The organism is Streptomyces coeruleorubidus (assembly GCF_008705135.1).
GTDB classification, from domain to species: Bacteria; Actinomycetota; Actinomycetes; order Streptomycetales; family Streptomycetaceae; genus Streptomyces; species Streptomyces coeruleofuscus.
The window spans coordinates 9,290,654-9,309,466 of sequence record NZ_CP023694.1; the positions used below are offsets into that span (position 1 = coordinate 9,290,654).

16 protein-coding genes and 1 pseudogene are annotated in these 18,813 nt (G+C 68.4%); 12 read left to right on the top strand and 5 right to left on the bottom strand.

Annotation, left to right across the window (positions count from 1 at the left end; all coding sequences use genetic code 11):
* Positions 1 to 166 precede the first annotated feature (166 nt).
* Positions 167 to 1,396, top strand: a complete 1,230-nt coding sequence (locus CP976_RS42500) for a serine hydrolase domain-containing protein (protein WP_150485119.1) — start codon at positions 167 to 169, stop codon at positions 1,394 to 1,396.
* 985 nt (positions 1,397 to 2,381) lie between these two features.
* Positions 2,382 to 3,890 (top strand): carboxylesterase/lipase family protein, encoded by a 1,509-nt coding sequence (locus CP976_RS42505; protein WP_150485120.1) that lies wholly within the window; start codon positions 2,382 to 2,384, stop codon positions 3,888 to 3,890.
* Between the two features lie 425 nt (positions 3,891 to 4,315).
* Here CP976_RS42505 and CP976_RS44800 read toward each other — a convergent pair whose 3' ends face one another.
* Positions 4,316 to 5,050, bottom strand: a complete 735-nt coding sequence (locus CP976_RS44800; protein WP_150485121.1) for a GbsR/MarR family transcriptional regulator — start codon at positions 5,048 to 5,050, stop codon at positions 4,316 to 4,318.
* Positions 5,051 to 5,273: 223 nt separating this feature from the next.
* Between CP976_RS44800 and CP976_RS42515 the strand changes: the two genes are divergently transcribed.
* Together CP976_RS42515 and CP976_RS42520 are read left to right on the top strand one after the other, a co-directional pair.
* Complete coding sequence (locus tag CP976_RS42515) at positions 5,274 to 5,945, top strand: DUF4097 family beta strand repeat-containing protein (protein WP_150485752.1); 672 nt, start codon at positions 5,274 to 5,276, stop codon at positions 5,943 to 5,945.
* A gap of 69 nt (positions 5,946 to 6,014) precedes the next feature.
* On the top strand, positions 6,015 to 7,145 hold the full coding sequence (locus CP976_RS42520) for a serine hydrolase domain-containing protein (protein ID WP_150485122.1): 1,131 nt from the start codon (positions 6,015 to 6,017) through the stop codon (positions 7,143 to 7,145).
* Between the two features lie 366 nt (positions 7,146 to 7,511).
* Here the strand turns inward: CP976_RS42520 and CP976_RS42525 are convergent, their stop codons facing one another.
* From CP976_RS42525 to CP976_RS42535, 3 genes and pseudogenes are all read right to left on the bottom strand, one after another.
* Positions 7,512 to 8,870 (bottom strand): MFS transporter, encoded by a 1,359-nt coding sequence (locus tag CP976_RS42525; protein WP_150485123.1) that lies wholly within the window; start codon positions 8,868 to 8,870, stop codon positions 7,512 to 7,514.
* Positions 8,871 to 9,095: 225 nt separating this feature from the next.
* Positions 9,096 to 9,944, bottom strand: a complete 849-nt coding sequence (locus CP976_RS42530; RefSeq protein ID WP_229876591.1) for a GNAT family N-acetyltransferase — start codon at positions 9,942 to 9,944, stop codon at positions 9,096 to 9,098.
* A gap of 90 nt (positions 9,945 to 10,034) precedes the next feature.
* A pseudogene (locus CP976_RS42535) lies at positions 10,035 to 10,157 on the bottom strand (IS21-like element helper ATPase IstB); the annotation flags it as partial.
* 81 nt (positions 10,158 to 10,238) lie between these two features.
* On the opposite strand from CP976_RS42535, the gene CP976_RS42540 reads away from it, so the two are divergent.
* The 3 genes from CP976_RS42540 to CP976_RS42550 are packed head-to-tail and all read left to right on the top strand — an operon-like array spanning position 10,239 to position 12,313.
* Positions 10,239 to 10,688 carry a hypothetical protein gene (locus CP976_RS42540; protein WP_150485125.1) on the top strand — a complete coding sequence of 150 codons (450 nt, stop codon included), beginning with the start codon at positions 10,239 to 10,241 and terminating at the stop codon, positions 10,686 to 10,688.
* Positions 10,689 to 10,694: 6 nt separating this feature from the next.
* Positions 10,695 to 11,129: a DUF6545 domain-containing protein gene (locus CP976_RS42545; protein ID WP_308430102.1), complete on the top strand. Its 435-nt coding sequence runs from the start codon at positions 10,695 to 10,697 to the stop codon at positions 11,127 to 11,129.
* Positions 11,126 to 12,313 (top strand): cytochrome P450 family protein, encoded by a 1,188-nt coding sequence (locus CP976_RS42550; RefSeq protein ID WP_150485127.1) that lies wholly within the window; start codon positions 11,126 to 11,128, stop codon positions 12,311 to 12,313. The genes CP976_RS42545 and CP976_RS42550 overlap by 4 nt, the downstream gene beginning before the upstream one ends.
* Before the next feature lie 820 nt (positions 12,314 to 13,133).
* Here the strand turns inward: CP976_RS42550 and CP976_RS42555 are convergent.
* Positions 13,134 to 13,637 (bottom strand): MarR family winged helix-turn-helix transcriptional regulator, encoded by a 504-nt coding sequence (locus CP976_RS42555; RefSeq protein WP_150485128.1) that lies wholly within the window; start codon positions 13,635 to 13,637, stop codon positions 13,134 to 13,136.
* Between the two features lie 383 nt (positions 13,638 to 14,020).
* Here CP976_RS42555 and CP976_RS42560 point away from each other — a divergent pair, with 383 nt between their 5' ends.
* The 5 genes from CP976_RS42560 (at position 14,021) to CP976_RS42580 (ending at position 18,627) form a co-directional block, all read left to right on the top strand.
* Positions 14,021 to 14,596, top strand: coding sequence for an NAD(P)H-dependent oxidoreductase (locus CP976_RS42560; RefSeq protein ID WP_150485129.1), 576 nt, complete (start codon positions 14,021 to 14,023; stop codon positions 14,594 to 14,596).
* A 93-nt stretch (positions 14,597 to 14,689) separates the two neighbouring features.
* Positions 14,690 to 15,634, top strand: a complete 945-nt coding sequence (locus CP976_RS42565) for an NADP-dependent oxidoreductase (protein WP_150485130.1) — start codon at positions 14,690 to 14,692, stop codon at positions 15,632 to 15,634.
* Positions 15,635 to 15,663: 29 nt separating this feature from the next.
* Entirely contained in the window at positions 15,664 to 16,614 is a 951-nt protein-coding gene (locus CP976_RS42570; protein ID WP_150485131.1) for an alpha/beta hydrolase, read from the top strand.
* A gap of 253 nt (positions 16,615 to 16,867) precedes the next feature.
* Positions 16,868 to 17,368 carry a cupin domain-containing protein gene (locus CP976_RS42575; RefSeq protein WP_150485132.1) on the top strand — a complete coding sequence of 167 codons (501 nt, stop codon included), beginning with the start codon at positions 16,868 to 16,870 and terminating at the stop codon, positions 17,366 to 17,368.
* Positions 17,369 to 17,748: 380 nt separating this feature from the next.
* On the top strand, positions 17,749 to 18,627 hold the full coding sequence (locus tag CP976_RS42580) for an LLM class flavin-dependent oxidoreductase (RefSeq protein WP_150485133.1): 879 nt from the start codon (positions 17,749 to 17,751) through the stop codon (positions 18,625 to 18,627).
* Positions 18,628 to 18,813: the final 186 nt, after the last annotated feature.

An 18,813-nucleotide genomic window follows, 5' to 3' on the forward strand; every position in this document is an offset into this window, starting at 1 on the left:
TCGCGGATGTTCTCCCGCTCGGTCTCCCTTTGTCTCCGCCATCGCGGCGAGGAACGCGGACAGCAGCTTCCCGTGGCCGGTGGGGTCGTAGATACCGGAAAGAGACCGGCCGCGCCACGCCGGGGCGGGTCTTGAAGATCGAACACTGCACGCAAGGAGATTCATCATGAGACAAAGCAACAGCGGCTTCTCCGAAGCAGGGCTGCGCAGGATGCGCGACGTGCTGGCGCGGTATGTCGAGTCCGGGAAGATTCCGGGGCTGGTCGCGCTGGTCAGCCGGGGCGAGGAGACGCACGCCGAAGTGCTCGGGACGATGCGCCACGACGGCGGCCCGCCGATGCGCCGGGACACGATCTTCCGGATGGCCTCGACGTCCAAGCCGGTCGGGATGTCGGCGGCGATGATCCTTCTCGACGAGTGCAGGCTGCGGCTGGACGACCTGGTGGATCCGTGGCTGCCCGAACTCGCCGACCGTCAGGTGCTGAAGCGGATCGACGGCCCGCTGGACGACACCGTGCCAGCGCGGCGGCCCATCACCGTACGGGACGTGCTGACCTCCACGTTCGGGCTCGGCATGGATATGACGTCGCTGGGAACTCCGATCATGAACGCGGTCTTCGAGCAGGGGCTCACGCCCAATCTGCCGACGCCGATGCCCGAGCCGGACGAGTGGATGCGCCGCCTCGGCGCGCTGCCGCTGATGCACCAGCCCGGAGAGCGCTGGCAGTACCACATCGCCAGCGATCTCCTCGGCGTGCTCGTCGCCAGGGTCACCGGCCAGTCGTACGAGACGTTCCTGCGCGAACGCATCTTCGACCCCCTGGGCATGAAGGACACCGGTTTCCACGTGCCCGCCGACAAGATCGACCGGCTGCCGCCCCTCTACGCCCCCGACCCGCAGAGCGGAGAGTTCCACGTGTGGGACGAGGCCAAGGGCGGCCGCCACAGCCAGCCTCCGGCGTTCCAGGGCGGCGGCGGCGGACTGAACTCCACCGCCGACGACTACCACGCCTACTTCCGAATGCTGCTCAATGGCGGGATGCACGGGACCGAGCGGATCCTGTCCCGGGCCGCCGTCAACCTGATGACCACCAACCGCCTCGCGCCCGAGCAGCAAGCCGCCCGACACGCCATGGCCGTCAACAACGTCCATGTGTCCTTCGGCCAAGGGCAGCACGGCGGCTGGGGCTTCGGGATGGCGGTGCGCACCTACCGCGGCGACTACGCGCCCGTCGGCCAGTTCGGCTGGGACGGCGGAAGCGGCACCTCGACCTACGCCGACCCGGAAAACCAGATCACCGGAATCCTGCTCACCCAGGTCGGGACGTCCGTCCCGGACCCGGCGCGGCTCTTCCACGATTTCTGGACCACGGTCTACCAGGCGATCGACGACTGACACCGAGCCGGCGTCCCGGTCCCGGTAGGCCCGAGGGGGAGACATCCCTCGGGCGACCCCGACCTGAGTAGTTGTTGTCTTTCCGATCTTGAGAGATGCGCGTCGAACGGGAGTCCCGATTGGGTGATCGTGGGGCGCTTGGCGCATACGGACAGGGCCTCCTGAACAGCTCGTTCGTGTCGAATCACCGAGCAGCAGGAGGCCCTGATGCAGCAGTCTTCCGTGCCGACGGCCGGGCAGTCCAGCTCGGTCACCTGGGAGTGTGACTGCCTGGCTCACCGGTTCGGAAACGCCGCCGACAACGGGTTGCGGCAGCTGACGGGACGACGGGAGGGCACTCGGTAGTCATTCGTTCATCAGTGGAGAGCCTCCCCCACGGCGCGGGAGCCAGCCTTAGTTCAGAGAAGTGACCAAACCAAAGCTGATCGCGCCGCTCCAGATGTTCCGGGGCATGACAGACCTCCGCGGCTACCCCGAGCAACACCAGGCTATGAGGGCAATGGCAGCCACGCATGTGCTCCCCGGGCCCTGGGGGAGGCGCCCCGGGGCCCGGCCAACCTCAGCGCGATTCACAAAAACACAATTGGGTTGCCGGTCGCATCCCTCACGAGTGACCCGGCGGGCTGCTCGTGTCCCGTCCCTCGCCATCTTGTCGCTGTCCCAGGTGAAGTTGTTCAGTTCGCTCTTCCTGCCGTGGCATGTTGCCGCTCGCTGTGTACACCAGGGCTCGGCGTCTGGCCCCGGAGTCTCGGTGAACAGGGTCATGTTCTGCGGCTCCGGCGAACACCTCACCCGCGCCGAACTCGACGGCTTCACCGACGCCACAGTGCGCGTCTTCGTCGCCGCCTACCTGACGGCACCAGGGGATTGACATCACCGGCGCGTCAATCAAGTTGATCTTGGTGTTGGTCCTGGCTCGCTGAGTGATGCAAAGCTGAAGCCCCCTACCTCCAAGTCCCGTGACATGTAGCGAGAGGCTGTCTCTATGGACACCTTCAAGACGAAGAACGGTTCGGTCCGAGGGTTTCGGGCCTCCGCCGACGTCGTCGCCGTCCTCGGAATCCCCTATGCCGCCCCGCCGTTCGGCGCCAACCGGTTCCGGGAGCCTCTTCCGGCGTCGACGTGGACCGGAGTGCGGGAGGGTACGGGATTCGGTCCGATCTCCCCGCAGTCGGCGCGGCTGCCCGGGGCACCCGTATGGTCTCCCGGCGATGAGGACATCCTCACCGTCAACCTGTGGACGCCGTCCCCGGATGGTGGCCGCCTGCCGGTCCTCGTCTGGATCCACGGCGGTTCCTACACCTTCGGCTCCTCGGCCCAGCCCGACTTCGACGGCACCGTGCTTGCCCGCGCTGGGCTGGTCGTGGTCACTCTCAACTACCGAATCGGTTTCGAGGGCTTCGGCCATGTCCCGACAGACGGGGAAATCGCCTCCCCGGACAACCGGGGCCTGCTCGACCAGGTCGCCGCCCTGCGCTGGGTACGTGAGAACATCGCCGCCTTCGGCGGCGATCCCGACAACGTCACCATCGCCGGCCAGTCCTCCGGGGCCGCTTCGGTCGCCTGCCTCATGGTGATGGACCGCGCCCGTGGCCTGTTCCACCGTGCCATCGCCCACAGCCCCGCCAGCCCCTGCTACACGCACGACATCGCCGCCGCGACCACGCGCGAGGTCGCCGCCGCGGCGGGCTGTCCAGCCACGTCCGAGGGCCTGGCCTCCGCGACTCCGCAGGCCCTGGTCGTCGCCGCCGACCAGGTGGTCGACCACTACCGGCGTGACCCCGCCTCCGGATCCCGCCACTACGACCCCTCGCTCTACGCTCCCGTCCTCGACGGCGATGTCCTGCCCACCGACCCCCTCACGGGCATGGCGGCCGGTGCGACCCGGGACGTGGACCTGCTGGTCTGCCACACCACGGAGGAGTACTGGCTGCTCGACGCCGTCGGCAGTAGCGCAAAGGTCACCACCGACGAGCAGCTTGCCCGCTTCGCCGAGGACTTCGGCCTCCCCGACGGCCTGGTGGCCGGCTACCGCGCCGCGATGCCCCAGGCCACGGTGCTCGACGTCTACCTCGCCATCTACAGCGATCTGCTGTTCGGTGAGTACGGCAACCGACTCGCCGAACTCCACGCCCAGGCTGGCGGCCGGGCGTTCCTGTCCCGCTTCGACCGGCGGCGCACCGGCCCGCACGGAGTCGTGCGCGCCTGGCACTGTGCGGACGTTCCTTTCGCCTTCGGCAACCTGGACGACGAGCGCCTGGCATTTCTCATCGGCGGCGCACCCACCACTGCGGACCAGGGACTGGCACGCCGTATGGTGCGCGCCTGGGCCGACTTCGCCGCCACCGGAAGCCCGGGGTGGCCACCGGTCTGCGGCTCCACCACCGAGGTCAAGATGTGGAGTACCGACAACCACGCCGACGCCGACGACATGCCCGCCGCCGCTGTCCGAGCTCTTTGGGCTGAGGCTGAATTTCCAGTCGTGTGTCCGTGAACTGGGGTACCGATTCTGGGGCCGTCCCGGGCTGTCCGGTCAAAACTCCCATGCCAGCTCTCGCTCATCGATGACGACTCGTTCGTAGCAGCCCACAAGTCCGCCGGTCTCGATTGCCGTGGCCGTCATGTCGAGCAGCTCTGGCAAAGAGGTCCACATCGGGTGCGTTTTGAAGTGGCAGCCATCCTCGTGGTCAGCAGTCCGATCCGTTCCCCGCTGCATCGCGATCGCTCGCTGTCGGGTCCGCCGCAGCCTCCGCCACCGCCGTGACCTGCACCGGCCCGAGCAGAACACCGCCTCCGCCGCCATCGACACTGGCAGCGGATCACTGCACTCCCGGCAGTACCGCCGAGCCGTCCCGCCATCCGCCACGAACCAGATCATCCAGCCGTACGCACCTCACGACCAGAGTTCAAAACACTCACTCAGGTATCGCTGTCCGAGGTTCTGTCGGGTTTCGTGTGGAGGACCTCGCGGGCCTGGTCGGCGGCGCGGGCGATGTTCTCGGAGATGAAGTCGACGAAGCGGGCGATGTTCTCCAGGCGGGCGGCGGCCGGGGTGTTGGGGCCGAGGATGCCGACGCCCTGCCGGGCGACCTCGCCGAGGTGGGCGGTGGATCGGGCGCTGGCCATCGTGGATTGGTACATGACGTCGTCGTCGACGACGTAGCGTTCGCGGCGGCGTTCGTCGCGTTCCCGGCGGATGAGGCCCTGGCTTTCGAGGAACGTGACCGCTTTGGAGACGGATGCCGGGCTGATCTGGAGGCGCCCGGCGAGTTCGGAGGCGGTGAGGCTGCCGGCGTCGGTGGTGTAGAGGCTGGCCAGGACCCGGGCCGTCATCTTGGGCAGGCCCGATTGCATGAAGACGGTGGTGAACGTCTCCTCGTACTCGCGTACGGCTTCGGCATCGCGCCCATGGGCCTGTGGGGGCGTGTTGGGGTCGCGGGGTGCGGCCTTTCTGCGGCGGTGGGCGCGGTGTTCGGTGGCGCGGTGGGCGAGGTCGGCGCGGTAGGCGGTGGGGCCGCCGTTGCGCATGACCTCGCGTGTGATGGTCGAGGTCGGGCGGTCGAGGCGTCTGGCGATCTCCGCGTAGGGGAGGCTGTCGGCCAATCCCAGCGCGATCTGCTGGCGTTCCTGCTGGGTGAGTCTGCCTCCCGGCATCGAGGTCTCCTTCGTGGTCTGTGGTGTCTGCAGGATAGCGTTCATCCTCGATCCATTGCAACGAACGAGGCGAGGCTTGTTGCGTTGAATATCCAAGCCATTGCAACGAAATTGCTGCATCTACCTGCTATAACGCCGAACATACGCAACGAATCGATTGCCATACCCAGAAATGCAACGTAGCTTTTCCGTCATCGGAAACAACGAGCCGAAGGAAAGCATGATGCAGAAGTTCGACACCCCCACCCCGATGACCGCTGTCCTCGACATACCCGTCGGCCACATCCGCTGCATCGCCGCCGACCGAGCCGACACCACAGTCGAGGTCCTCCCCGCGAACGCCTCCAAGAGCCGCGACGTGAAGGCTGCGGAGCAGACCGAGGTCGTATACGGCGACGGCGTCCTGCGGATCAAGGCCCCGGAGGCCAAGAACCAGATCCTCGGCCCTTCCGGATCCATCGAGGTGACGGTCCAACTGCCCGCCGGCTCCCGCGTCGAGGTGAAGGCGGCCCTCGCCGAGTTCCGGGGCGTCGGACAGCTCGGCGACGTCTCCTTCGAGAGCGCGCAGGGCGCGGTCAAGCTCGACGAGGCCGCAAGCGCCCACCTGACCCTGCAGTCCGGCGACCTCTCGGTCGGCCGCCTGGGCGGCCCCGCACAGATCAGCACCCAAAAAGGCGACCTCCGCGTCACCGAGGCCGTGCACGGCACGGTCACACTGCGCACCGAGCACGGCGAGATCTCGGTCGGTGCCGCCCGCGGGGTCTCCGCCTCCCTGGACGCCAGCGCCTCCTACGGCCGGATCCACAACGCGCTCAAGAACACCGACGGCGCCGACGCCGTCCTGAACATCCATGCGACCACCGCCTACGGCGACATCAGCGCCCGCAGCCTCTAACAGGGGCACCCCGCGGCGACCCCGTCCGTGCAGTTGAATCCCACAACAGTTCTCAAGGAGCACACCACCATGTCCAACACTCTTACCGACCAGGACCGCCCGGAGCTGCAGAAGGCCATCGAGGAGATGGTCGAGTCCGGGTTCACCGGGGTGACGATGCGCGTGCACGACGAGCGGGGCGAGTGGGTCGGCAGCGCCGGAGTGCGCAAGCTGGGCGAGACCGCGAAGCCGCCGACGAACGGGCACGTCCGGATAGGCAGCAACACCAAGACCTTCACCGCGACCGTGGTGCTGCAACTGGTGGACGAGGGCACGATAGGGCTGGACGCCCCGGTGGCCGACTACCTGCCCGAGTTCGGGCTGGACACGAAGATCACGGTGCGGATGCTGCTGCAGCACACCAGCGGCGTGTTCAACTTCACCGGTGAGTACTACGACGACGGGACGTTCGCGCCGGGGATCCCCGCCACGACCGCGGGCCAGGAGTGGGTGGACAACCGGTTCAAGACCTACCGGCCGGAAGAGCTGGTACGGCTGGCGTTGTCCAAGCCGGCGCGGTTCGAGCCGGGGACGGACTGGAGTTACTCCAACACCAACTACGTGCTGGCCAGGCTGCTGATCGAGAAGGTCACCGGCCGCTCACTGGCCGAGGAGATGCAGCGGCTGATCCTGGACCCGCTCGGGCTGTCGGGCACGGTGGCGCCGTACACCCAGCAGGACGTCCCGGAGCCGCACGCCCACGCCTACTACCGGTACGAGGACGCCGGCCGGCAGAAGACGGTCGACGTCACCCGCCAGAACCCCTCCTGGATCTCGACCGGCGGAGACATGATCTCGACCACCCAGGACCTCCACACGTTCATCTCCGCGCTGACGGGCGGCAAGCTCCTGCCGGCCCCGCTGCTGACCGAGATGTGCACGCCGCATCCCAAGGTCGGCTACGGCCTAGGGGTGTTCGTGCAGGACGCGGGCGACAACGGCGGCACCGTCATCACCCACAACGGCGGCATGGCGGGCCACGCGGCGCTGATGTACAGCACGCCCGACGGCAGCAAGACCCTGACCGCCGCGCTGAACTATGTCGACGACGCCGCACTGTCCATGGCAGAGGCGTTCCAGAAGGCGACGCAAAAACTCGTCAAGGAGGTGTTCGGCGGCGGGCACGCCGGGTCGGCTGACGCGACCGAGCCGGCTCGGTAGACAGACTCGAGCGGCGTGAACCCGCACGGGTCAAGTCAACTCGCTCACCCTGGCCGACGCCCGTCGGCATGGACGACCAGATCCACCCGGACCACACGCTGCGGCAGGTCGACGTCGAAGTACCACCGCGACCCAGAAGTAGCCGCCATGAGCGCGCGGGCCGCCCCCGCAGCTCCAGGGCAGCCTCGAGCGCCACCGCAGCCACACATTTCCTGAGGGCGGGAGCTGGCCGGAGGCGGTGCTGCTAGTGGTCTCTGAGCTGTTCGCCAACGGGGTGCAGCATGCCGGCGGGTGACCGGATCTGCGTTGAGGAACCTGCCGAATGGCCGGGCTTCCGGCAGCCGACAGTCGACCACCATCTGAAGTTCATGGCTGAGGCGGGGATTCTGGAGCGTGACCAGCGGGGGACTTCAGTTCGGTACTCGGTGAGCCGGGCGGGGCTGCGGAGGGTGCGGAAGATTGTTTGCTGAGGGCAGGCTCTCGGCTGCTGGGAGACCCTTCACCCAGGGGCAGGCTGGCTGTCTTCGGCTTCCTCACGGAGCAGGCCAGGGCTGCGAGCAGAGTCACACTGCCCGCGAGCGCGAAGCACACCTCGAGCGGCAGCCGTGCCGCCAGCAGACCCGCCACCGCCGTGCCGCCCGAGATCCCTGCGTTCACCGCCGTGTTGACCCAGGCGCCCGCCTGGGTGCGGCGCTCTGGCGGTGCCACCTCGTCGGCCAGCAGGTATGCCGTGGTGAGCGCCGGAGCCACAAAGAATCCTGCACACGCCACCGCCACGGTCAGCGCCCCCACGCCCGGCGCGAGCCCCGCGGCGGCCAGGGCGAGACCGAGTCCGACAGCCAGCAGCGGCAGTCGTACCCGGGCCCCGATGTGCCAGTTGACGGCACCGTTCAAGAGCCCACCGACCGCGCTGCCCGCCGAGAGGGCCGCGAGCACCCAGGCGACCACGTCGTCACCATGATGCCGCTCCGTCGCGAACGCGAGGACCAGCAGATCCATGGCACCCAGGGACAGCCCGACCCCGGCCGCCACCACGACCGGCGTCAGCAGCGCCCGCGCCCCCTGCAGCCGCGCCTCGGAGGGCGCCGCCGCCTTGGCAACGGCAGTCGGCCGTACGTCCCGCACGGCTGGTGACATGACGAATGCGAACGTCCCGACCCCCACGAGCAGCGCGCTCACTATGACCCCGGCCGCCGGGGGCGCGATCTGCACCAGCGCGCCGACCAGCAGCGGACCGGAGATGAGGAGCATCTCCTCCGCGACGCCGTCCAGGCTGTACGCGCGCTGCAGCAGCGGCTGTTCCTCGGTGAGTTCACGCCAGATGGCCCGCATCGAGGGGCCGAGCGGAGGCGTCGCAGCGCCTGCGGCTGCGGCGATGGCGCCCAGCAGAAAGGCGGGGGCGCCGGGCCGCCAGGAGGCCACCGCGAGGGCGCACAGGAGACCCGCATAGAGCAGGGCCATCGGAAGGAGCGCGAGGCGCGGGCCGTGGCGGTCGACGAGGGCCGCCCGTACCGGGGACAGGAAGACACTGGTGGCGCCGAACAGCGCCATGATCGTGCCTGCGGCGGCATACGAGCCGGTGGCCCGGGTCACCGCCAGCATCACGGAGAGGGTGAGCATCCCGTACGAGAGTCGCCCGAGCAGGGTGGCACCGAAGGTGCGTCGGGCGTACGGAAGGCGCAGTACGGCGGCGTACGAGGGCCGCCCTTGAGCAGGCGCAGACATGGGAAAGTTCCTCGGTCGAGGCGGAAGGAGGGGCGCCGAGTGCGGCGAGGTGGTCCCGGAGACGGGCGATAGCAGGGACCCGCGCCTGCTGTGTCCGGAGCGGACCCTTGGCTTCGTATGTGAAAACGGACACCGTCTGTACCCGAGTTTGGACACCACTAGTCGATCGCAGAGCCCGGAAAGGTCGGTGAGAAGTAACACCGCTGCGAAGTGGACAGAGTCGACCTATTCGGAGGGTTCGGCGATCAGCGCCGTACCGATCTTGCGGAAGCCGAGTCGGGCGTAGACCCGCGCGACATCGTCATCACCTGCAGACAGGAAGACGGTTGCCGCGCGCTGCGATCGGGCGTCGGCCACCAGTGCCGCGGTGACCGCGAGTGCGAGACCGCGACGGCGAACTGCGGGGAGCGTTCCAACGCCGACGATCTCGCTGACTCCTGCGAGCGGTTGGTGCTGGCCCGCGGACAGCGCTGATCCGTGCTCGACAGCTGCGGCGACCACCGTCAGACCCGCCCGGATGCGCACGATCGCGTGGTCCACCGATCCGTCGGCGACGCGGGCGTCGATCGCTTCCGCCAGTTGCGGTGTTCCCGCGAAACCGACGTGGGTTCCCGGCTCGGCGAAGGCGAGGTGAGGAACGGCCAGGGCGCCGGGCAGTATCGGATCGTCCGCGCCTACGATCCGCACCTCTATGCTGCCTGACAATCCCTCCAGGGGGGCTGCGGGAGTAACGGTATCGAGCACCATCAGCGGATGTTCGTGGACCACGAGTCCGGACTTCTCGACTGCCGCCCGCAGCTGGGGTGTGGTTTCGGCGACCCATTCGAAACTCTCTGGGATCCCCAGCTCCCGCTGGCGGGCACGGACCTTCTGCACGTCGGAGGCGTCCAGCGGTCCGGACCATCCCCGTGCGGGACGTGCGTAGAACGGCCAGCCCTCGCCCTCCCGCACGAACAGGGTGAGCGGCCCGTGGTCCTCGACGCGGGCGCCGTGGCGCGGGACCGCGTCGTAGTACTCCTCGAGCCGGTCCAGCAGTGCCCGCTCAGGGTGATCGTCAAAATCGGCAGAAGTCACGCCGGGCATCCAAACAACAGGGCACCGGCGACGCCACTTCATTTCGACCCGTCCGCAGGGTTGCTCGGCCGGAAACCGCTCCCCAGATCGTTAGCCGACAGCGTCCTGAGCGGCGGCCCTGGCTTGGGTGAGGGCGAGGCGGTAGGAGTCGGTGCCGGTCTGAATGAGGTTGCCGCCGAAGGTGAGCCGGTCGACGATCGCGGCGCAAAGGCGCTGGCCCGGCCAGAAGTACCCGTCCGCGTCAAGCTGTGGCACCGCATCCTCCTGGCCTACGCCGTCACCTCGGTCGCTTCCATGATCACGTTCTTCTTCCTGGGTGACGTCAGCGACGGAGAACACCATGTCGACTTCGACGTGTACTACGCAGAGACGCCGTACATCACCCAGTTCCTGCTCATCTACGGGGTTCTGTTCGTTGTCGGAATGACCGGCCCCACCCGGATGTGCTGCCGATATGCCACGGCCGTCGACCGCCCGTGGCTCCGCAGAGGACTGCGGACCGTCGCCGTCGGCGCTCTCGTCGGCCAGGGCTATGCCATGCCGAAGGTCATATCCCTGATATGGGACCTGCTTGGCACCTCTCCGCTCCACTTCATCAGCGTGAACGTGGCACCGATGTGCGCAAGCATCTCCGCCTGGCTGTTCGCGGTCGGCTTCACCATGCCGGCCTGGGGCGTCGGGGTGGACACCGCCCGTGAGCGGATCAGCCAGTACCGCGCCTACCGGCGGCTCTCCCTCCTCTGAGAGGTCCTGACCCACGCTTTCCCTGAGGTGGTGCTCTTCCCGGACCTCTACCCGGACAATCCACGGCGCGCAGCCCGCCACGACGAACTGTCATTCCTGGTCAGTCGTCAAATCATCGAAATCCGCGACGCACAATTAGCGCTCCGCCCCTACGTCGACCCAGCGGTGGCCCAGCACGCGCGCAAACTGATCGCGCGCAGCAACGTTCCTGCTGACCAGGTTGAGGCCTTCGTTGAAGCAACTCAGGTAAAAGCAGCTCTTCAAGCCATGGAGGAGGGCAACGCCCAGCAGCACACCACAACCGTCCCGCACCACCCGGCGGCCGGCGACATGGGCATCGAGCGTGACTGGCTGATCCGCGTAGCCACCGCCTTCCGAAGCTCCGACTTCATCAAGGACGCCATCGCCCAGGCGGAGACCCTCGGAGCTGTACGCGCATGACCCACGCCACCCCGCCCAGCCTCTTCAGCGACGTCCTCATAACGGACCCTCACCAGGCCTATGACCAGCTGCGGAAGATCGGCCCGGTGCATCAGACGACCACACCAGACGGCGTCAGCGTATGGCTGGTCACCCGTTACCAGGACGTCCGTAAAGCGCTAGCGGACCCGAGACTGTCCTTGGACAAAGGCAATGCCCACAGCACTGGCCTCCACCAATCGTCGATGCCCCCGGAGCTGGATGCCCACCTGCTGAACATGGATCCGCCCGACCTCACGCGACTGCGCCGTCTGGTCTCAAAGGCCTTCACGCCCCGCCGGATCGAAGAATTGAAGCCTCGAATCCAGGCCCAGACCGATGAGCTGCTGGACGCCTTCACCGACCCGCCCGTAGACCTCATGAGGGCCTTGGCTAACCCGTTGCCCATGGCCGTCATCTGCGAACTGCTCGGCGTGCCCCTCGATGCCCGTCGCGACTTCCGGGCCTGGACCAACACGCTGCTCGCACCCGCCCCAGACGCGGCCAGGGAATCGCGACGGGCAATGCGGGAGATGCACCAGTTCCTCGTCGAGATCATCGCTGCCAAGCGCACCCATCCGACCGACGACCTCCTCTCCGCCATGATCGAAGCCCGCGATACACACGACAGCCTCACCGAGCCCGAGCTCCTGGCCATGGCATTCCTGATCCTTTTCGCCGGATATGACAACACGGTCAACCTCATCGGGAACGGCCTCCTGGCGCTGCTGCTGCACCCCCAGCACGCACATGCGGTCCGCGACAGGAACACCCTGGTCCGCGATGTTCTGGAGGAAACACTCCGCTGGAACGCGCCCTTCATGCTGGGAGTTCGCCGGTTCGCGCTCAAGGACATCACTATCGGCGGCGTCCGGATACCAGTCGGCGGACGCGTCTGGGTCTCGCTGATCTCGGCCAACCGCGACGGGACACACTTCGCGTCGCCCGCCAGCTTCGATCCTCATCGCGCCCCGGCGCACCTCGGCTTCGGGCACGGCATCCACTACTGCCTCGGCGCCCCGCTCGCGCGACTCCAAGGGGATGTAGCCATCACCAGCCTTTTCCATCGGTTTGGCAGGCTGAAGCTGGCTGTGCCCGTCACCGAGCTGAAGTGGGTCCCCTCGTTTCACAAGCGAGGGCTGCAGGAACTGACGGTGGCTTGGTGAACAAAGCCAGGTCGAGCATGCAGACGACCGTTGCGGTCTTCGATCGCCGCCGCGCAGGACGGGGCCGTCCACGGTGCCTGCTCGACAGGCCAGGAGAGCCGGGCTGGTCTGCCTGGTCTCCCGATGGTGCCACCGAGGTTCCATGCGTAGGACTTGAGCCGGCCGCCATCTGCCCTGCGCGTTCCTGCAAGTTTCCGATGAGTAGAGTAAACGGCTGATTGAAGATCGTAAGAGAAGGGAGCATGGGGTGCGTCGGTTACTTGGCGTAGCAATTGTCCTTGCGACGATGGGTCTCGCGTTCTGGCTGGTTCTGGGGCCTCCATCCGATTGGGAGGGGGTTGCGAGGTTCATACGCTTCGGTGTCTTGCTGAGTTGCTGCGTAGCGATTGGCCTTGCCGTGCAACTGATCTACCCCGACAAACCCACGGACGAGACGACCGAAGCCGCCGGATAATCAGTACTGCTCACTCACGGGTCGTGGGTTGGTAGATGCGTGCCAGACGCCGCCCTTTTTGAGGGCTGGCCGAGCGGGTGCGGCGCGGACCGACTATCCCGGCCCCCGTCGACGCACCTGCCGATTTCGCCGCGCTCGGCCGGCAGCCGTCGAAGATCCGATTGATGAAGCGCTTTCCACGTGAGTAGCACCGAGTGCGGGGCAGCTCACGGGACGGAGAGCGCTGCTCGCATGTATGTAGCACCGACTCGACGTCGTCCGGGCGCTACGCCACAGCCCTTGTCCTCGGCGTGGCTCGTCGCTTCCCCTTGGCCCGGCGTCGAGCGGGACGTGTCGTGTCCCTACTGCGTGGTCTGGGTCGAGTCCTTATGCTCCGCCTTTGCGGCGGCGCGGCGCGGCCGAGCGGGACGGCATCGAGCGCATGTGGTCGCGCACCGGCGCCAGCAGGCCGGCGAGAGCTTCGACGTCGTCGCGCGAAAGCGGCTTGAACAGCAGGCGGCTGACCACCTCGATGTGGCCCGGCAGCACCTTCGCGAGCAGCTCACGCCCGGCGTCGGTGAGGGTGACGGTGATGCTCCGTTCGTCGTCCGGCGAGGGAGCGCGGACGACCAGGCCCTCCTTCTGGAGCAGATCCACCTGGTAGGTCAGGCCGCTGCGGCTGTAGACGACGCCGTCGGCCAGGTCGGTCATGCGGTGACTGCCCGTCGGAGAGTCTCCGAGGCGGGCCAGCAGCTGGAACTGCACATAGCTGAGATCGCCGGCCTCGCGCAGCTGCTGCTCGACGGCATGCCGGAGCAGGCTGGTCACCTCGATGAGGTCGAAGTAGGCGCCGAGCTGCACGGGGTCGAGCGACGGCGGTGAATCAGGCATGACCGAAGTCTACTGCTTCGAATTCGAAGAGTGTGGCGTGGTGCCGTTCCGACCACCGCAGACGGAGCTGGAAGTGAACTCCTCCTCGAACTCCGGTGCCATCCCGGGCCGGTGGGTCGGGCGGACGCGAGGATCTCCCGGCCCGGTGTCGTGACCTCGTGAGCGCACGGTGTGGGCAGTGTTGGGCCCGACTGAGCACCGCAGAACATGGAGATCGGGCAGTGGCGCGGCGCAGGGTTACGAGTCGAAGGACGGCGCCGCCGCCCACGTATCCCGAGGACCCGCCATGAGCATTCCCTACCTTGCGCAACGTCGTCCTCGGCCCTCCCGGTGACGGCACGACAGCCCGGCCGCAGCGCAGAAGCCATGAACACGATGCCGGGATGAGCACCGCCGCGTGGAGCCCGGTGTCTCTGGCCGTCCTGTGCGCCGGCGTCGGCTACGGGCGCCCGACCCGCCTGCTCGCGGACCTGGCCGCGGAGGCCGTGTGCCGGTCACTGGCAGCCGGGGGTGCGCGCGCCGAGGTGGAGGTGCTGGAGCTGCACCGGCTGACGGCCGACCTCGCCCAGCACTCCGCCCAGGGCCGCGCCAGCCTCGACCTGCGGGAGGCGATCGCGGCCGTCGTGACAGCGGACGGGCTGGTGGTGGCGACCCCGGTGCTCGCCGCATCCCCGAGCGAGGTGTTCGACTCGTTCTTCGCCGTCCTCGGGGACAAAGTCCTCTCCGGCATGCCGGTACTGCTGGCGCTCGACAGCAGCTCCCGCCGGCAGCCACCCGACCTCGCGCAGGTGATGCGCAGGCGCCTGACCGACGTGCACGCCGAACCCGTGCCCACGGTCGTCGTCGCAGGCCCCGCCGACTGGCAGGCCACGGCGCTCAGCGACGCGGCGCGGCTGCGCGCCTGCATCGGCCGAGCCGCCGTCGAACTCGCCGCGGCGATGCGCTCGCACCGGCAGTAACAACACTTGCTTCGAATTCGAAGTAGAGGTACCGTCATCAACAGTTGCTTCGAATTCGAAGCAGCATCGATCGCAGTGAAGGTGAGAACCGAAATGAAGGCAGTGCGTTTCCACGAGTACGGCGCCCCCGACGTCCTGCGCTACGAGGACGTGGAGCAGCCCGTCCCCGGGGCCGGGCAGGTCCGCATCCGCGTCGCCGCGACATCGTTCAACCCCGTCGACGGCAACATCCGCGGCGGCTTCATGCAAGGCCCCATACCGGTGCAGCTGCCCCACACGCCCGGCATCGACGTCGCCGGCACCATCGACGCGGTCGGCGAGGGCATCGACGGCATCGCCGTCGGCGACGACGTCATCGGCTTCCTGCCGATGGACGGCAACGGCGCCGCCGCGCAGTACGTTCTCGCGCCGGCCGACGTCCTGACCCCGGCCCCCAAGAGCGTCCCCCTGGCCGACGCCGCCGCGCTGCCGCTGGTGGGCCTGACCGCGTACCAGGCGCTCTTCGACCACGCCAAGATCACGGCCGGGCAACGCGTCCTGATCAACGGAGCCGGCGGCGCGGTCGGCGGCTACGCCGTGCAGCTGGCCAAGAACGCCGGCGCCCACGTCATCGCCACAGCCGGCCCGCGCAGCAGCGAGGCAGTCACATCAGCCGGCGCCGACGAAGTCATCGACCACACCACCACCAGCGTGACCGTAGCAGTGACCGAACCGGTCGACCTCGCACTCAACCTCGCACCGGTCGCCCCGGACGAACTGGCCTCGCTGGTCACCCTGGTCCGTCCCGGTGGGGTCGTCGTGAACACCACGGTGTGGATGCCCGCCCCAAGCGACGAGGAGCGCGACGTGCGCGGCATCGACCTGTTCGTCCGCAGCGACGCCGACCAACTGGCCCAACTGGTGGCGCTGATCGACCGCGGCGAACTGCGCGTCGACGTCGCCGAGCGGGTACCGCTGGCCGAACTCCCCGCGCTCCACGCCCGGGCCGCCGAAGGCGCGGTGCACGGCAAGGTCATCGTGGTCCCGTCCGCCGACTGACGCCGATCCTCCACCGAAGGGAAATGACCATGGCACTCAGTCTGGATCCCGAAATCGCCGAGGCGCTGGCCCCGATGGCCGGCGCGATGGCGGACGCCACACCACCGGCCGTAGGCGACATCGCGGCGCGGCGCGCCCTGTGGGAGCCGATCATCGGCGCCGCGGGAACGGCCCAGCCGATCCCGGGCGACGTGAAGACCAGCGAGCAGCACACGACTGCAGGCGACGGCGCGCGGATCACCATGCGCTGGTACTCCAAGGACGGCGCGGCGCCGGGCCCGGCCGTGCTGTTCTTCCACGGCGGCGGACACATCTTCGGCCACATCGACCTGTTCGACGGCCCGGTCTCCCGCTACGTCTCCGCCAGCGGCGTGCCGATGCTGTCGGTCGAATACCGACGCGCCCCCGAGCACCCCTTCCCGACCCCGCTCGAGGACGCCTACAGCGCACTGCGCTGGCTGCACGCACACGCCGCCGAACTCGGCATCGACCCCGACCGGATCGGTGTCATGGGGGACAGCGCCGGCGGCGGCATCGCCGCAGCCGTGTCGATCCTCGCCCGCGAGCGCGGCGGCCCCAAGATCGCCCGCCAGATCCTCATCATGCCGATGCTCGACGACCGCACCACCACCCCCGATCCCCACATCGTGCCCTACGCGCTGTGGTCCTACGACGACAGCCTCACCGCCTGGCCCGCCCTGCTCGGCGAGGCCGCCGGCGGGCCCGACGTCCCGGCCACGGCGGCCCCGGCCCGGCTCGAGGACGCCACCGGCCTGCCGCCGGCCTACATCGAGGTCGGCCAGCTCGACGTCTTCCGCGACGAAGACACCGCCTACGCCACCAAACTCAGCCGCGCCGGCGTGCCGGTCGAATTCCACCTGCACCCCGGCGCCCCGCACGAGTTCGACTCCATCGCCTTCACCTCCGACGTCGCCCGCCGCGCCATCGCCGACCGCATCCGCGTCCTCAAGTCGATCTGAGCCGGCACCGAGCGCGCTCACCCCGTGCCGCAGGAGGGCTATGCAGGCGCTCCACACAGGGAGCCCCTCGCCCCGTTGCCCGCCGCGATGGAGTCCCTCGGGCACCGGCACGAACACACTGAAGCACCGCGCGGCCGGGCCGGAATCCCACTTCGCGCAGCATGCGCATCGACGGCCTGGAGACTGCCGGACTCCATTCGACCCGCCCGGCACCTGATCCTCACCTGACTGACCTCTGAAGGAGACGATTCCGATGATCCCCGACGACGACCTGTCCCGCTCCCTGACCGTGGCGGACCCCGACGATCCCGGCACGACGTACATCTCTCTGGTGGGCAACACGTACGCCATGCTGGTCACCGGCGAGCAGACCGACGGCCGGTACTGCCTGATCGACATGCGCGTCCCCGACGGCGGTGGCCCGCCGCCGCACCGGCACGACTTCGAGGAGATGTTCACGATCCTCGAGGGCGAGATCGAGTTCACCTTCCGCGGCGAGAAGCACACCGTAGGGGCCGGGTCCACGGTCAACATCCCGGCCAACGCCCCGCACAACTTCCGCAACGTCTCTGGTGCGCCGGCCCGCATGCTGTGCATGTGCACCCCCGCCGGCCAGGACGAGTACTTCACGCGCATCGGCGATGTCGTCGCCGACAAGGACGCGCCGCCGCCACAGCTGTCGCAGGAGGAACTCGCGGAGCGCCGCCGCCGCGCGGCCGAGTTGGCCTCGACCTACCGGAGCGAATTCCTGTGACTCGCAGGGCCGGCAAACCCGGCACCGGTCGGCAGGGTGAGGTTCCCCGCTGAGCTGAGCAGCAGGACCAGATCGTTCGTGGCCATCGCCTACACCCGACCAACGGTTCCTGGCTCAACCGTATCGAGGCCGAGTTCACCGCCCTGCGCCACTTCGCACTCGACGGCACCGACCACGCCAGCCACAAAGAGCAGCGCCGCATGATCCGCCTTGGCCGTGAACCGCTCACGGACCCGAGCGCCCCTGCCGAACAGCCGCCGACCCTGGCTGCCGGCCGGTCCCGAAGGCGCTGCCTCCGAGGGGACGGCGGACCAGTGTCCTTTCCCGCTCCCGAGACGGCGGCCGACGTCGAGCAAGCGCCGGTCGCTCAGGAGACTTCCATGCCCCTCCCTGTCCTGTTCGGCGCAAACGTAGAGCCACATGCCCTCCCCGTCGGCCGCTCCAGCGAGCACGCACTACTCATCGACAGTCTCGGCCTTGACCTTCTCACCATCCAGGACCACCCGTATCAAGCGGCGTTCGACGACACGTGGACACTGCTCACCTTCCTGGCCGCGCGGACGCGAAATGTCACGCTCGTCCCGACGGTCAGTTCCCTGCCGTTACGTCCGCCTGCCGTGCTGGCGAAGGCTGTGGCGACCTTGGACAGACTGACCGGCTCCCGGGTCCAGCTCGGCCTGGGTGCCGGCGCCTTCTGGGAAGCCGTCGAGGCCATGGGCGGCTCCCGTCGCACGCCCAGAGAGGCCGTCGACGCACTTGAAGAGGCGATCACCGTCATCCGGGCCATGTGGAGTGGCGAGCGCAGTGTGCGGACGCACGGCGCGCACTACGCGCTGGCCGGCGTCCACCCTGGCCCGGCGCCGAGCCCCGGTCTGGGGCTGTGGCTGGGCTCGTACGGACCCCGCATGCTGGCTCTGACCGGTGCGAAGGCAGACGGTTGGCTTCCCTCGCATGCCTACCTCGGACTTGACGCACTGCCCACGGCTGTCCGCCGCATCGACGACGCAGCTCTGGCGGCGGGCCGTGATCCGGACACGATCCGCCGGGTCTACAACATCGCCGGTGTCATCCAACCGGAGTCGGCCGGCCCGTTCCAGGGTCCCGCCTCCCAGTGGGCCGAGCACCTTGTCGCGCTCGTATGCACCGTCGGGATGAACGGTTTCGTCATCTGGCCCGAACGAGACCACACCCGACAGATCAGCGCGTTCGCCGCCGAAGTCGTACCCGCGGTCCGCGAAGCCCTCGCACGGAAGACCTGACCACTCCGTGCCCTCCGGGCGCTTGGGCCGGTCAGCGCCCCTGGCACAACGGCGCCGGCTGTTACCCGTCACAGTCCTTCCTTCCCCGGAGCAGCGTCGTGCTTCTCACTGGCCACAAGGGCGGCGCGCTGAACTGCCCCTTTCCGCCCCGCCCTCAACAACGCCGACCATCCAACGATGCCCGCA

Coding starts and splice junctions, on each gene's coding strand:
- CP976_RS42505 (WP_150485120.1), top strand. CDS start 2,382: ATGGACACCTTCAAGACGAAGAACGGTTCGGTCCGAGGGTTTCGGGCC.
- CP976_RS42550 (WP_150485127.1), top strand. CDS start 11,126: ATGACCCACGCCACCCCGCCCAGCCTCTTCAGCGACGTCCTCATAACG.
- CP976_RS42525 (WP_150485123.1), bottom strand. CDS start 8,870: ATGTCTGCGCCTGCTCAAGGGCGGCCCTCGTACGCCGCCGTACTGCGC.
- CP976_RS42560 (WP_150485129.1), top strand. CDS start 14,021: ATGAGCACCGCCGCGTGGAGCCCGGTGTCTCTGGCCGTCCTGTGCGCC.
- CP976_RS42540 (WP_150485125.1), top strand. CDS start 10,239: ATGATCACGTTCTTCTTCCTGGGTGACGTCAGCGACGGAGAACACCAT.
- CP976_RS42570 (WP_150485131.1), top strand. CDS start 15,664: ATGGCACTCAGTCTGGATCCCGAAATCGCCGAGGCGCTGGCCCCGATG.
- CP976_RS42515 (WP_150485752.1), top strand. CDS start 5,274: ATGCAGAAGTTCGACACCCCCACCCCGATGACCGCTGTCCTCGACATA.
- CP976_RS44800 (WP_150485121.1), bottom strand. CDS start 5,050: ATGCCGGGAGGCAGACTCACCCAGCAGGAACGCCAGCAGATCGCGCTG.
- CP976_RS42500 (WP_150485119.1), top strand. CDS start 167: ATGAGACAAAGCAACAGCGGCTTCTCCGAAGCAGGGCTGCGCAGGATG.
- CP976_RS42575 (WP_150485132.1), top strand. CDS start 16,868: ATGATCCCCGACGACGACCTGTCCCGCTCCCTGACCGTGGCGGACCCC.
- CP976_RS42520 (WP_150485122.1), top strand. CDS start 6,015: ATGTCCAACACTCTTACCGACCAGGACCGCCCGGAGCTGCAGAAGGCC.
- CP976_RS42580 (WP_150485133.1), top strand. CDS start 17,749: ATGCCCCTCCCTGTCCTGTTCGGCGCAAACGTAGAGCCACATGCCCTC.
- CP976_RS42555 (WP_150485128.1), bottom strand. CDS start 13,637: ATGCCTGATTCACCGCCGTCGCTCGACCCCGTGCAGCTCGGCGCCTAC.
- CP976_RS42565 (WP_150485130.1), top strand. CDS start 14,690: ATGAAGGCAGTGCGTTTCCACGAGTACGGCGCCCCCGACGTCCTGCGC.